General features: G+C 41.6%; 11 protein-coding genes. 1 reads left to right on the top strand and 10 read right to left on the bottom strand.

The window, feature by feature from the left end; genetic code table 11:
• The gene (gene ftsH, locus BUA02_RS14935) at window positions 1–2,199 is read right to left on the bottom strand and encodes an ATP-dependent zinc metalloprotease FtsH (protein WP_072705584.1); all 2,199 of its coding nucleotides are present in this window, start codon (window positions 2,197–2,199) and stop codon (window positions 1–3) included.
• Between the two features lie 243 nt (window positions 2,200–2,442).
• Between ftsH and BUA02_RS14930 the strand changes: the two genes are divergently transcribed.
• Window positions 2,443–4,053 (top strand): CTP synthase, encoded by a 1,611-nt coding sequence (locus tag BUA02_RS14930; protein WP_072705582.1) that lies wholly within the window; start codon window positions 2,443–2,445, stop codon window positions 4,051–4,053.
• Between the two features lie 74 nt (window positions 4,054–4,127).
• On the opposite strand, the gene nagB is transcribed toward BUA02_RS14930, so the two are convergent.
• From nagB to BUA02_RS14885, 9 genes are all read right to left on the bottom strand, one after another.
• A complete protein-coding gene (gene nagB / locus BUA02_RS14925) occupies window positions 4,128–4,853 on the bottom strand; it encodes a glucosamine-6-phosphate deaminase (protein WP_072705581.1) in 726 nt (241 codons plus the stop codon).
• Window positions 4,850–5,728, bottom strand: a complete 879-nt coding sequence (locus BUA02_RS14920) for an ROK family protein (protein WP_072705579.1) — start codon at window positions 5,726–5,728, stop codon at window positions 4,850–4,852. Before BUA02_RS14920 ends, nagB begins: the two co-directional genes overlap by 4 nt.
• Window positions 5,729–5,866: 138 nt before the next feature.
• Window positions 5,867–7,486 carry an extracellular solute-binding protein gene (locus BUA02_RS14915; RefSeq protein ID WP_072705577.1) on the bottom strand — a complete coding sequence of 540 codons (1,620 nt, stop codon included), beginning with the start codon at window positions 7,484–7,486 and terminating at the stop codon, window positions 5,867–5,869.
• A gap of 109 nt (window positions 7,487–7,595) precedes the next feature.
• Entirely contained in the window at window positions 7,596–8,462 is an 867-nt protein-coding gene (locus BUA02_RS14910) for a carbohydrate ABC transporter permease (RefSeq protein WP_071174957.1), read from the bottom strand.
• On the bottom strand, window positions 8,462–9,379 hold the full coding sequence (locus BUA02_RS14905) for an ABC transporter permease (RefSeq protein ID WP_071174956.1): 918 nt from the start codon (window positions 9,377–9,379) through the stop codon (window positions 8,462–8,464). Before BUA02_RS14905 ends, BUA02_RS14910 begins: the two co-directional genes overlap by 1 nt.
• A gap of 258 nt (window positions 9,380–9,637) precedes the next feature.
• Window positions 9,638–10,645 carry an ABC transporter ATP-binding protein gene (locus tag BUA02_RS14900; protein WP_072705575.1) on the bottom strand — a complete coding sequence of 336 codons (1,008 nt, stop codon included), beginning with the start codon at window positions 10,643–10,645 and terminating at the stop codon, window positions 9,638–9,640.
• Complete coding sequence (locus tag BUA02_RS14895; RefSeq protein ID WP_071177376.1) at window positions 10,632–11,723, bottom strand: ABC transporter ATP-binding protein; 1,092 nt, start codon at window positions 11,721–11,723, stop codon at window positions 10,632–10,634. The genes BUA02_RS14900 and BUA02_RS14895 overlap by 14 nt, the downstream gene beginning before the upstream one ends.
• Before the next feature lie 13 nt (window positions 11,724–11,736).
• Window positions 11,737–12,855, bottom strand: coding sequence for an ABC transporter permease (locus BUA02_RS14890; protein ID WP_072705573.1), 1,119 nt, complete (start codon window positions 12,853–12,855; stop codon window positions 11,737–11,739).
• A complete protein-coding gene (locus BUA02_RS14885) occupies window positions 12,855–13,943 on the bottom strand; it encodes an ABC transporter permease (RefSeq protein WP_071174953.1) in 1,089 nt (362 codons plus the stop codon). Before BUA02_RS14885 ends, BUA02_RS14890 begins: the two co-directional genes overlap by 1 nt.
• Window positions 13,944–13,945 lie beyond the last annotated feature (2 nt).

The following is a 13,945-nucleotide window of genomic DNA, read 5'->3' as shown; positions in this document are numbered from 1 at the left end:
TTATTTATCGAAGTCATTTGGAACATGTGAGAATGTACCGCCGCCTACATTTGGCTGATCGTCCTGATTCTCATCATTATCTTTAGTTTCTTCATTCTGAACAGGTGTTGTGAATATCGACTCTGTCTCTTTGAATAAAGGTCCATCTGCAGGAGTTTCTTCCTTAGGGTCTTCTTCCTTAGGAGCTTCCTCATTCTTTTTCTTGACTGGAACGTTCTCTCCAACCTTAGCTGACTCAGCTCTAGTAGCGTAAAGTCTCTTAGCCTTGGCCGCTTCTTTCTCCTCTTCTGTAGGTTCAGGAAGGTTCTCAGCCTCACGGTAGATCTTCATGAACTCTGCGCCTGTGATGGTCTCTTTTTCAATAAGGAACTGTGCTATCTTGTCCATAGTGTCGAGGTGTTCACCAACGATCTTCTTGGCTTTCTCGTAGCACTCAGCAAGAAGCTTCTTAACTTCCTCATCAATAAGAGTTGCTGTCTCATCGCTGCACTGAAGAACTCTGTTACCATCGAGGTATCTGTTCTGGATAGATTCAAGCTGCATAAGTCCGAATCTGTCGCTCATACCATAGAGTGTGATCATATTTCTTGCCACTGCAGTTGCATCATCGATATCCTGCGCTGCGCCTGTTGTAACTGTATTAAATACAAGTTCCTCTGCAGCACGTCCACCAAGTGAAACGATGATTCTCTCAAGGAGCTCATCCTTGGTCCTAAGCTGATTCTCATCTTCTGGAAGATGAAGAACATATCCTAATGATCCTTTTGTTCTAGGAACAATTGTGATCTTCTGAACTGGCTCTGTATTAGAAAGAACTGCGCTTACGAGAGCATGACCAACTTCGTGGTAGCTGACAAGCTTTCTTTCCTCTTTGCTGAGGATTGAATCTTTCTTTTCCTTACCTGCGATAACCTGCTCGAAGGCTTCCATCAGGTCTTTCTGACTAACGAACTCTCTACCTTCCTTAACAGCAATGATGGCTGCCTCGTTGATCATGTTTGCAAGATCTGAACCAACGCATCCGCCTGTAGCAAGTGCAAGTTCCTTAAGGTCAACTGTCTCGTCCATCTTGACATCTTTGGAATGAACCTTGAGGATCTCTTCTCTGCCCTTGAGGTCAGGCTTATCAACGATGATTCTTCTGTCGAAACGACCTGGACGAAGAAGCGCTTTATCAAGGATCTCAGGTCTGTTAGTAGCTCCAAGAATAAGAACACCCTTTGATGAATCAAAACCATCCATCTCAGAGAGAAGCTGGTTAAGAGTCTGTTCTCTTTCTTCATTGCCACCGCCGTATTTGTTGTCACGGCTACGTCCGATGGCATCGATCTCATCAATGAATATGATACAAGGTGCATTCTTGCTGGCTTCACTAAAGAGATCTCTAACTCGGCTGGCACCTACACCTACATAAAGTTCGATAAAGTCTGAACCTGCAAGTGAATAAAATGGAACATGTGCTTCACCTGCTACGGCCTTGGCAAGAAGTGTCTTACCTGTTCCTGGAGGGCCTACTAAAAGTGCACCCTTTGGAAGCTTAGCACCGATCTTGGAATACTTGGCTGGATTATGAAGGAAGTCTACAACTTCTACCAAAGACTCTTTTGCCTCATCCTCACCAGCTACATCCTTGAAGGTTACTCCTGTCTCCTTCTGAACATAAACCTTAGCATTGCTCTTACCAACACTAAGTGGTCCGCCGCCTTTGCTCATCTTTCTAAATACAAATGAAAGGATAAGCCACAGTAAAAGAATTGGTGCTACATATTGAATAATGAAGGCAAGGATAAGACCTGAGTTGTCAGGAACCTCGCTACTGACATCAACGCCAGCTTCGAGCATTCTCTTAGTGAGGTCTGTGTCCTCCTCAGCCTTACCTGTGTAATAAGTTACTGTATTGTTTCCTGTGAAGTAGTAATAGCTTGGACTCTGATTTTCCTTTTTTGAATCAACCGGATAAATATCAATCCTGTCACTCTCTATGACAATGCTATCAACCTTGCCATCGTCAACCATCTGAAGGAACTCGCTGTAAGTAATCTCTCTGTTGGTATCATCAGAAAACGCTTTGAGAAAATATGTCATACATATCATAGTTACCAAAGCTGCTACCAAAAGTAATATTATGTTTTGTCTTCTTGGAGAATTGTTATCCCCTCCAAGAGGGTTATTATTTCTCTGATTCTGATTATTATCCATATCTTAAATTCCAATCTTTATTTACGTGATACTACAACCTGTTCGTGATATAATAAGTTAGCTTATTATAACACTCATATTGTACTATTATATAGAGTGCAATCCAATATTTCAACATTTCAATTATTAAATCAATTTTCTTCATTTTTTAACTAGATTTTCTTCAAGCTTAATTATATAATTATGGCTTGTGTTTATTAATAGTAACTATATTATCTCGTCAATATTCAGGAGGAAATTTAAATGGCTGTAAAGTATATCTTTGTAACTGGTGGAGTTGTATCTGGACTTGGTAAGGGAATCACTGCCGCATCACTCGGTAGACTCTTAAAGGCCAGAGGTTACAAGGTTACAATGCAGAAGTTTGATCCTTATATCAATATCGATCCAGGTACTATGAACCCTGTTCAGCACGGAGAAGTTTTCGTAACTGAAGATGGTACTGAAACTGACCTCGATCTTGGTCACTATGAAAGATTTATTGACGAGAATCTTGATAAAAATTCTAACGTAACTACCGGTAAGATATACTGGTCAGTTCTTCAGAAAGAGCGCCGTGGTGACTATGGCGGACGTACAGTACAGGTTATTCCTCACATCACAAACGAGATAAAGAGTAAATTCTACAGAAACTTCACAGATGATGAGACACGTATTGCCATCATCGAGGTTGGTGGAACAGTCGGAGACATTGAATCACAGCCATTCCTTGAGGCTATCAGACAGTTCCAGCATGAAGTAGGACGCGAGAATGCAATGCTCATCCTTGTATCTCTTATTCCTTACCTTCGTTGCTCAGAAGAGATCAAGACCAAGCCTACACAGTCAGCAGTTAAGACTATGCAGGGAATGGGTCTTCAGCCAGATGTTATCGTATGTCGTACAGAGATCGAGCTTGACCAGGATACCAAGGACAAGATAGCTCTTTTCTGTAATGTTCCTAGCAGCCACGTTCTTAACAACCTTGACCTTGAATACCTCTATGAGGCTCCTCTTGCAATGGAAAAAGAGCATTTGGCTCAGGTAGCTTGTGAATGTCTTGAACTTGATTGCCCAGAGCCAGACCTTACAGACTGGAAGGCAATGGTTGATACACTTTACTCCCTTAAGCACGAAGTTAAGGTTGCACTTGTTGGTAAATACACTCAGCTCCATGACGCATACATCAGTGTTGTAGAAGCTCTCAAGCACGGCGGTATTTCAAATCAGACTGCTGTAGATATTAAGTGGGTTGATTCAGAAGAAGTTAATGATGAAAACGTTGCTTCTTATCTTTCAGATGTAGACGGTATCATTGTTCCTGGTGGATTCGGTGATCGTGGTATCGAAGGTATGATCTCTTCTATTAAATATGCTCGTGAAAATAATGTTCCATTCCTTGGTCTTTGCCTTGGTATGCAGCTTGCTATCATTGAGTTTGCAAGAGATGTTATCGGTTACAAGGATGCTCACTCAATCGAATTCGATCCTAACACAACACATCCTATGATAGCTCTTTTACCAGATCAGAATGGTGTTGAGGACATCGGTGGTACATTACGTCTTGGTTCATATCCTTGTGTACTTGATAAAGAGTCAAAGGCTTACGAGCTCTTTGGTTCAACAGATATCACTGAGCGTCATCGTCACAGATACGAGGTTAACAACGACTACAGAACAGTTCTCGTTCAGAACGGCATGAAGCTTTGCGGTATGTCTCCAGATGGAAGAATTGTAGAAATGATCGAGCTTCCTTCAAACGACTTCCACATGGCTACACAGGCTCATCCAGAGCTTAAGTCCCGTCCTAACAGACCACATCCTCTTTTCTCAGGTTTCATCAAGGCTTCACTTGAGCATGAGTACAAGAGATGATCTTATAACGACAAATAAAGCGCAACCGGCCATCCGGCTGCGCTTTAATTATGCTTTAAAATCTTTATTTTATATTACATAAGTGAAAGAGCTTCCTCATCTGCAATAAGTGTGAAGTCCTGATGAAGCTGAAGAACTGAAGCAGGTACTCTTGGAGTGATCTCTCCTGTGAAAGCCTCCTTAATGATTGGTGCTTTTGTCTTTCCGCTTGCTACCATAACGATCTTCTTGGCTTTCATGATGGTTCCGATTCCCATTGTGTAAGCCTGTCTAGGAACCATAGACACATCCTCAAAGAATCTCTTATTAGCCTCTATAGTGCTCTCTGTAAGGTCAACTCTGTGTGTCTTCATCATAAACGTCTCAGCTGGCTCATTGAAGCCGATATGACCGTTATTTCCAATTCCAAGGAGCTGAATATCAATTCCCCCAAGACTCTCTATAACCTTCTCATAACGCTCACATTCTGCCTCTGCGTCTTGGTTTGTACCATCAGGAATATTTACATTCTTTGGATCAATGTTTACCTTTGAAAAGAGGTTCTTGTTCATAAAGTATCTATAACTCTGATCATTGTCAGCTGAAAGACCTACATACTCATCAAGGTTAACTGTCTTAACCTTAGCAAAATCAAGGTCTCCCTTGCCGTACCACTCAACGAGCTTTTCATATAATCCAAGAGGAGTAGATCCTGTTGCAAGTCCTAACACGCTGTCTGGCTTAAGTATTATCTGTGCTGAGATAACGTTTGCTGCCTTTCTACTCATGTCCTGATAATCTCTTACTTTGATAATTCTCATTTTATTTCTCCTTTAACATCGATAGCCAGCTTCACTGCACCCATGATTCCCTGGTCGTCATTTAAACTTGCTGGAACGATGTATTTATCCATGTTCTCTAATTCTTTTGTATTTAAATATCCATTAAGCTGTTTAACAACTTTTTCTCTTATCAGTGGAAAGAGCTGCATCTGATGCATTACTCCGCCACCAAGGATAATAATCTGCGGACTAAGTGTCAGAATAAATGAAGACAGTGCTTGAGCAATGTATTCGCTCTCAAGCTCCCAAACTTCATCTCTATCTGCAAGTTCAACTGCTTTCTTGCCCCATCTCTCTTCGATAGCCGGGCCTGCTGCCAAGCCTTCAAAGCATGTTCCGTGATAAGGGCATTTTCCGGCATAATTATCTCCAGGAACCTTGGCAAGTCTGATATGTCCAAGTTCTGGATGAAGCATTCCATGGAGAAGCTTTCCATTTGTCATGACTCCTCCACCTATACCCGTTCCAATGGTAAGGTACAGGGCGTCTGTTTTATCTTTTGCGCATCCCCATGTAATCTCACCTAAAAGGGATCCGTTAACGTCTGTATCAAATCCAACAGGCACATTCAAAGCTTTTTTGAATGCACCCACAATGTCATAGTTCTTCCAGTCAAGCTTTGGTGTAGATGTGATATATCCATAAGTCTTAGAATCCTTGTTTAAGTCGATTGGACCAAAACATGCTATTCCAAGGCTCTCAATTTCTTTATCCTTAAAAAAGTCGATCATCTGAGGCATAGTTTCCTCTGGTGTCTTAGTAGGAAAAGATGCTCTCTCCAATATTTTGCCGTTTTCGTCACCGATCGCTACGATCATTTTGGTGCCGCCTGCCTCAAGTGCTCCGAATCTCATAATTCTCCTCCAAATTTATATATCTTCCTATAAGAAGATTATATAAATTAACAAATTGCTAATCAATCAGATAAGGCGCTAAAGAGGGCCGCCTAATGGCAGCCCCCAGCCTTATTAAAAACCTTTTTAATAGTTATTTCAGTTTACTGAATCGTAATATGCTGCTCTTGCATCAAGAATCTTCTGAAGTCCTGAATTTACAAGCTCATCGTAGCCCTTCTGATATACAGTTTCGAACTGGTCTGAAGGTGCGCAGATACAATTGTAAACAAATGTGAGCATCTTGTTCTTGATATCTGTTCCGTATGTTGCCTGCTCATCTGAAATGTATCCGTAGATAGGGAAGCGATACTTTCCGTTTGCGCAAACATCATAGTAATTCTCATACCACTCTACTGAAGCCCAATCCTGTTCCTGTGCAGCATACTGTGACTTAGACATTGTCTCGTAGTCGTTAACCCAGTCAAAGTTGAGGTTCATGATGCAAAGGTCATCACATGTTCCAGGATATCCCTTAGCTTCCTTGTCAGCTGTTGAAGGTTCATTTGCTACGCCAAGCTCATCATATGTAAGCTCTGGTGTGTAACGAACCTGAACTGCATTTGCTGGATCTGCAAGCCAGTTGAGGTACTTCATGCAAGCTGCTGCCTGCTCATCGTTTGTTGTCTCTTCTGGGATCATTACGAACATTGCATATCTGTACTCGAAAGGTGTTCTATATGATCCATCTGGAAGATCGAAGCACTGTACTGGAATAAATGATGCATCCTCTGCACCAAGTGTTGTGTTGAGGACTGCAGTAGAATCCCAGATGTGTGTTGTATCATCAAGGACGAAACCAACCTTACCATTAGCTACATCTGCAAGGAATACGCTCTCATCTGTATCTGTTGGGAAGTCCTGTGTAATAAGTCCATCGTTATACCACTCATTGAGCTGCTTGAGACCATCCTTTGCTCCAGGAGCTACAGCCATGTATGACTCAGCATAGGTGTAAGCCATCTTGTCATCTGTAAGAGTTACATATGAACCAACGAAGTTGAGATACATCTTCTCTGTATCTGAACGTCCGCTCATTGCCCAAGGTGTGCCAAGTCCAGCATCCTTAACAGCATAGAGATATTTGCCAAGCTCTTCTTTTGTCTTAGGAACATCCATACCAAGCTGATCAAGCCAATCCTTACGGATATAAGCTGTGTGACGAGCATTCTCTGTTCCTCTCTGCTTCATAACAGCAAACTTCTGATCACCAAGATCACCGATACCGTTCTGAGCTTCACCGCAATACTGCTGAATATTTGAGCCATACTGCTGATAGAGTGATGAAAGGTCTTTTAATGCTCCGCTTGATGCGTAGTTATAGAAAAGATCCTGTGAATAAGTAAATACAATGTTAGGTGCTGTTCCACCAGACATCATGATATTAACTTTGTCATCTGACTCAGATCTTGGAACAGAAACGTAAGTAACGTTAATGTTGTAAAGATCCTTCATCTGTTTCTGGATCCACTGAGTAAGCGCGTTGTCCTCAGTAGTTGTGTTTGGTGCAGCATTACCCCTGTCCCAAACCATTACTGTGATGTCTACTTCGTCGCCCTTAAGATCTTCTGCCGCAGTGTCTGCTGAGCCTGAATCCGAAGTAGAATCAGCTGTCTGAGTACCGTTTGTGTCAGCTGGCGCTTTACTGTTTCCGCAGCCTGCGAGCACGCCCATAACCATGCAAGCACTAAGCACTGTTGCCAATAGTTTCTTTTTCATTGTAATCCTCCTTTGTAAGAAAAAAATATCTGAACTCTATGAGAGTTAGATTCACTTCGCTCGCCAAGGAAGTTCTGCTCTCGCTTCGAAACTACCTCAGCAAGACCTCTCAGCCTTTTACCGCTCCGACCATGATTCCTTTTGTAAAGAACTTCTGAACGAAAGGATATACGATCAGCATTGGAAGCATTGAAATAACAATACTTGCTGCCTTAATGTTCTCTGCCACGAGGTTAGTCTGAAGACCTTCCTCGACTGAAACGTTGATGGATTCAACGAACTGCTTAAGTACCATCTGCACTGTAAAATACTTGGAGGAATTGATATAGTACAAAACATCGCTGATTCCGTTCCATCTTCCTACTGCGTAGAATAATCCAAGTGTCGCCATTGTTGGATATACCAATGGAAGAACTACGCTTAAAAGACATCTTGCTTCACTGCAACCATCGATCTTGGCTGCGTCGTAGATAGCTGCGTCAATACCTTTAAAAGCGTTACACATGATGATCATGTTGTATGCACTAAGGGCGCCTGGTACAATAAGTGCCCACACAGTGTCTATCATCTTGAAGTCTCTTACGTTCAGGTACTCAGGAATAACACCTGGGTGAAGATACATTGTAAGAACGAAGAGTGTCATTACGATCTTGCCACCAACAAGTCCCTTCTTTGAAAGAGGATATGCTGCAAGCACTGTCATTACTAGATTTATTACTGTTGATGCAAGCATCAGTACGATTGAATACCAGAAGGCATTTACAAAGCTTCCGCTCTGAAGTGCTCTTGTATAAGCTTCTATATTGATGTCTACAGGGAGGATAAATACCTTTCCTGCAAGGATTGCATTCTTACCACTAAGTGAAACTGCCAAAACGCGAAGTATAGGAATCATGGCAATGCAAGTTATAAGAATGAAGAATGCTGTCCAGAAAAACTGGAATAGTCGTTCGTTTTTACTGTTGATAGCGCTCATTACATGATTCCCTCCTGTCCCATTTTTTTGATAACAGCATTAGCTGAAAATACTAAGATAATTCCAACTACTGTCTGGAACAGACCGACTGCTGTAGCAAAGTCGAATCTTCCTGCCGCAAGACCTACGGAATACACGTAAGTACTGATAACATCTGACGCATCCCTGACAAGGGTATTGCCCATCATGTATGGTCTGTCAAAGCTGATATTAACAAGTTTTCCGATCTGCATGATCAAAAGAACTGTAATAGTTGATGAAATCTGTGGAATAGTTACATGCCATATTCTCTGAAGTCTGGTTGCTCCATCGATATAAGCAGCTTCTCCAAGGGAAGCATCTGCAGCCATAAGAGCTGCCAGATAAACGATAAGTGAATATCCTGCTCCCTGCCATACACCCATTACCCAGTACACAAATCTCCACAGGAACGAGTTACTTAGGAACGATACACTCTCACCCCCCAGTGACGTGATAACGTTGTTTACAAGTCCTGAATTTGAAAAGAGCTGTGTAACGATTCCTGAGATGATAACCCAGGAAAGGAAGTTTGGAAGGTACAAAAGAGTCTGAGTAGTCTTTCTGATCCTTTCACTTCTTAGCTCGTTTAAAAATATCGCAAGGAATATTGGAAATGGAAAACCTATGATAAGATCACCGATATTAAGTATCAAAGTGTTCTTAAGCGCACTCCAGAAGTCTTTCGAAGTAAAAGCTTCTTTGAAGTTTGCAAGTCCTATCCATGGGCTATCCCAAATACCTTTAAAAACATTGAATTTCTTGAAAGCTACAATTACACCGAGCATTGGCTTGTACTTAAACAAGACCATATACACTACAGGAATAATGAGCATCAGGTACAACTGCCAGTTGTTTCTTAGATATACCCTGACCTTTCCTCTCTTTTTCTTGTCCATATAACCCTCTCTTCCCAATAACTCAAAATGTGATATCCCCCACATCACAAACGCTATAATGATAATCGTTGTTCTCTTTATCATTATATATACTTATTTTACCTATGTCACCAACAAGAAACTACATTGATTTTGCCCTATACTTGATTAATCATTGCATTTTTTGTCATTTTACATTTTAGTCAAATATTCAGTCTTTTTATAAATTAAGAAGCGGATGTATGGTCATTTTGCGACCTACATCCGCTCTAGGATCGATTATTTATTTTCTGTATATTCAAAGCCTCTAAGCTTTAACTCACCTGCTTTGATACATGCTGCGAAGTGTCCTGGCTCATACTGAGCGTACTCAGGTGTGATCTCTTTGCACTTCTCATCACAGAATCTGCATCTTGTGTGGAAGTAACATCCACTTGGTGGATTTGCAGGGTTTGGAATCTCTCCTCTAAGAGGAATTCTCTCCTGCTGGAAGTTAGGATCAGCGACAGGAACTGCTGACATCAAAGCTTCTGTATATGGATGCTTTGGATGTGAGAAGATCTGCTCTGTTTCGCCATACTCTACCATCTTACCAAGGTACATAACACCTACTCTGTCAGAGATATGCTCAACTACAGAAAGGTCATGTGAAATGAAGATGTATGTGAGCTTCATTTCTTTCTGAAGGTCTTTTAACAGATTGATAACCTGGGCCTGGATAGAAACGTCAAGGGCTGATACAGCCTCGTCACAAACAATGATCTTAGGATTAAGAACAAGTGCTCTTGCGATTCCGATACGCTGTCTCTGTCCACCAGAGAACGCATGTGGATATCTCATGAGGTAAGCTGGATTAAGGCCTACCTTCTCAGCCATGTCCTTAGCCTTCTGATCCATTTCGCTTTCTGGCATCTTAGGGAAGTTAGCCTTAAGTGGCTCCTTGATGATGTCCAGTACTGTCATTCTAGGATCAAGTGATGAATATGGATCCTGGAAGATCATCTGAATCTCTTTACGGATTCCTTTCATCTTCTTTTTGTCTACTTTGAGGAAGTCGAGCTCTTCGCCAGACTCTGTGCGGTACATTACTTCACCTTCAGATGCATCATAAGCTCTTACGATACAACGTCCAAGTGTTGTCTTACCACAGCCTGACTCACCAACGATACCGATAGTCTCGCCTTCTCTTACGCTAAAAGAAACATCTGTAACAGCCTTAACTGTTACGTTCTTGGAGGTAAAACGCTTGTGAAGATGTTTTACTTCTAAAATATTACCCTTTTCCACGCTTCTTTCCTCCTTCTGGTGCAGGTTCTGAGGCTTCTTTTGCAAGTCTCTCCTCTACCTCTTTTCTATGTGCCTGACAAGCAGGATTGTTGCAAGCAAAGCATGCAATCTTGTGTCCCGGCTCAGTCTCTACAAGCTCAGGCTCAGCCTTGTCGCAAAGGCCTTCAATTCTGCAATCACATCTGTCATAGAATCCACACTGCTTTGGAAGATTCATGGCAAGAGGTACAGTACCCTCGATAGAGAAAAGTCTCTCTTCCTTATTTCCACCAATCTTATGAACAGAGCCCATAAGACCTCTTGTGTAAGGATGCTGAGGGTTTGCATATATTGTCTTGGAATCACCAGTCTCAACGACTTTTCCAAGATACATAACAGCTACTCTGTCACACATTCTGGCAACAACGCCAAGGTCATGTGTAATGAAGAGGATAGCCATGTTGAACTCTTTCTGAAGTTCTTTCATAAGCTCAAGGATCTGCGCCTGAATTGTAACATCAAGAGCTGTAGTAGGCTCATCAGCAATGAGGAGCTTTGGATTACATACAAGAGCCATAGCTATAAGTGCTCTTTGTAGCATACCGCCTGAAAACTCATGAGGATACTGATTGTATCTCTTTTCTACGTTGGCGATACCAACCTTTCTCATTACTTCAAGAGAGATCTCTTTAGCCTTTTTCTTGTCCTTTGTAATATGCAAAAGAGTTGCTTCAGTGATCTGGTTACCAATTGTGTACATTGGAGAAAAAGCTACCATTGGCTCCTGGAAGATCATGGAAATCTGCTTTCCTCTGATATTACGGATCTCTTTTCCCTTAGGATTCATCTTGAGGATATCTACTTCTGTTCCATCCTCATTTTTAAACATGATTTCACCGCTTGGAATACACTTTTTGTCATTGATAGCAAGAATAGATTTACATGTAATTGACTTACCGCAACCTGATTCTCCAACAAGACCAAGTGTCTCGCCGCGCTTTATTTCGAAGTTTACGCCTCTTACAGGTGTAAGAGTGCCTTCCATCATCTTTATATCAACATGGAGGTCTTTTACTTCTATAATATTTTCCTTTTCCATAAATTCCTCCTGATTATTTGTATGGATCAGCTGCATCTCGCATTCCGTCTCCAAGGAAGTTGAATGCCAAAACTGTGATTGTTACAAAGATAATTGGAATAAGCTTGTGTGGGTTAGCTGCTACGTCAGTAACTGAGCTTGCTTCCTGAAGAAGTACACCCCAGCTGGTTGCAGGGGACTTAATACCAAGTCCAAGGTATGACATAGAAGTCTCACCTACGATCGATCCAGGAATTCCAAGAGTAAGTGATACGATAAGGTAACTCATGAATCCAGGAACGAGGTGCTTCCAGATGATCTTCCAGGTTGATACACCTGATATTCTGGCAGCCATTACATAATCTTCATTCTTGAGAGAGAGGAACTTGCCTCGAACAACTCGAGCCATTCCAGTCCAGTTAATAAATGAAAGAATGATTGTCATGTAGAAGTACATCTTAATTGTTGAGATTCCGGCTGGGATAGCTGCTGAAAGTGCCATCCAAAGAGGAATCTGAGGTACAGCACCGATAACCTCGATAATACGCTGTATTACCATATCGATGGCTCCACCAAAGTAACCTGAAATTGATCCAATCGCAATTCCAAGGAAGAAACTTATGATCGCGCTGGCAAATGGGATTGAAAGCGAGATTCTTGCGCCAAGAAGTACTCTTGAGAAAATATCTCGTCCAAGTGAATCCGCTCCGAAGAGGAATAACTTAGCTCCCGTTCCGCCATTTGATCCTTCGCCTACACCAAAAAGGTGAAGATCACAAGGGAATAGTCCTAAGATCTTGTACTCAGAGCCATGTACAAACCATCGGATCTTGTAATACTCTGATAGATCTGGCTGAAGGCTTACTTCAAATGTTTTTTTATCAATCTGCTTGGCAAGTTTGTATACGTGAGGTCCTACATTCTGGCCATCGTAGATTGTATAGATCGCTGTTGGTGCTGAGTTTCTGTAAAGTCCATCAAATTCATCAAGTGAATATGGAGCAAGGAAATCAGCAAAAAGAGCTGCAATATAAAGTATTGCTAAAATAAAGAATGAAACCTGTGCCAGTTTGTGTTTCTTGAGCTTTCTTGCCATCAAGGTCCACTGGGAGGCAAGATAATAATCGTCTTTTGACTTTGTGCGCTTTGTCATTATCTATTACCTCCTGAATAACGAATTCTTGGATCAAGGAAAGCAAGTGCAATATCTGATAAAAGTACACCGATTACGACCAATACTGCCTGAATCATAACGATAGCACCTGCAAGGTACATGTCCTGAGACTGAAGTGCCTTGTAAAGTACAGGTCCCTGAATCTGCATGTTTAATACCATAGCTGTTACAGTTGAGCCAGAGAAAAGACTTGATAATACTCCGCCAAGACCTGAAACAGTTGGGTTGATAGCTGCTCTGAAGCAGTACTTCATAATGATCTTGCCTTCTGGTACACCCTTAGCTCTTGCTGTTAATGTGTACTGTCTAGCAACTTCATCAAGCATCTGCGCTCTGACTGAACGGATAATACCGCAAGTTCCACTTGTACCGATTACGACGATAGGAATGATCATTCTCTTCATGAAATCGCCAAAGTTGTAGAGGTGAACACCGTTCTTGAGCATTTCCTGTGTGAACAGACCTACGTTAGCGTTGCCTGTCCATCTATAAGATAAATACATAAGTACAATAGCCAAAATAAAGTTAGGAATAGCCGTACCCAAAAATCCTATGATGGCCGATATGTAATCGCCCACCGAATACTGATGGGTGCTGGCGTATACTGCTATAGGTATTGATACCAGATACTGGAACAACATGATAATGAAAGTAACGCCAATAGTTAATCCTAATCTGTCATTTACTACGCTCCAAACATCACGACCATATGCAAATGAGTACTTCCAGTTGTGGTGTGAGTGATAAAGTCTGTAATAAGGTGTATCAGATGGTGTCCAGATGATATCTTTTACCCATTTGATATACTGCTGCCATACTGGCAGATCAAGACCATAGTCTTCTCTCATTGATGCCGCGTAATCTGCGTCTACCAGCTCACCTTCTGTGGCCAGAGCAGCGATATGTGCTGATACATAGTCTCCCGGAGGAAGCTGTATAACGAAGAAAACAAGAATTGAAATAAGAAGCAATGTAGGAATAAACATGAGTACACGTTTAACGATGTACTGAACAAGGTCTTTCTCAAAAAAGGCCTTCAGATTACCAACAAAGCTCTTTTTAGCCATTT

The organism is Butyrivibrio hungatei DSM 14810 (assembly GCF_900143205.1).
Lineage (GTDB): Bacteria > Bacillota > Clostridia > Lachnospirales > Lachnospiraceae > Butyrivibrio > Butyrivibrio hungatei.
This window is presented reverse-complemented; position numbering and strand designations above follow the sequence as displayed.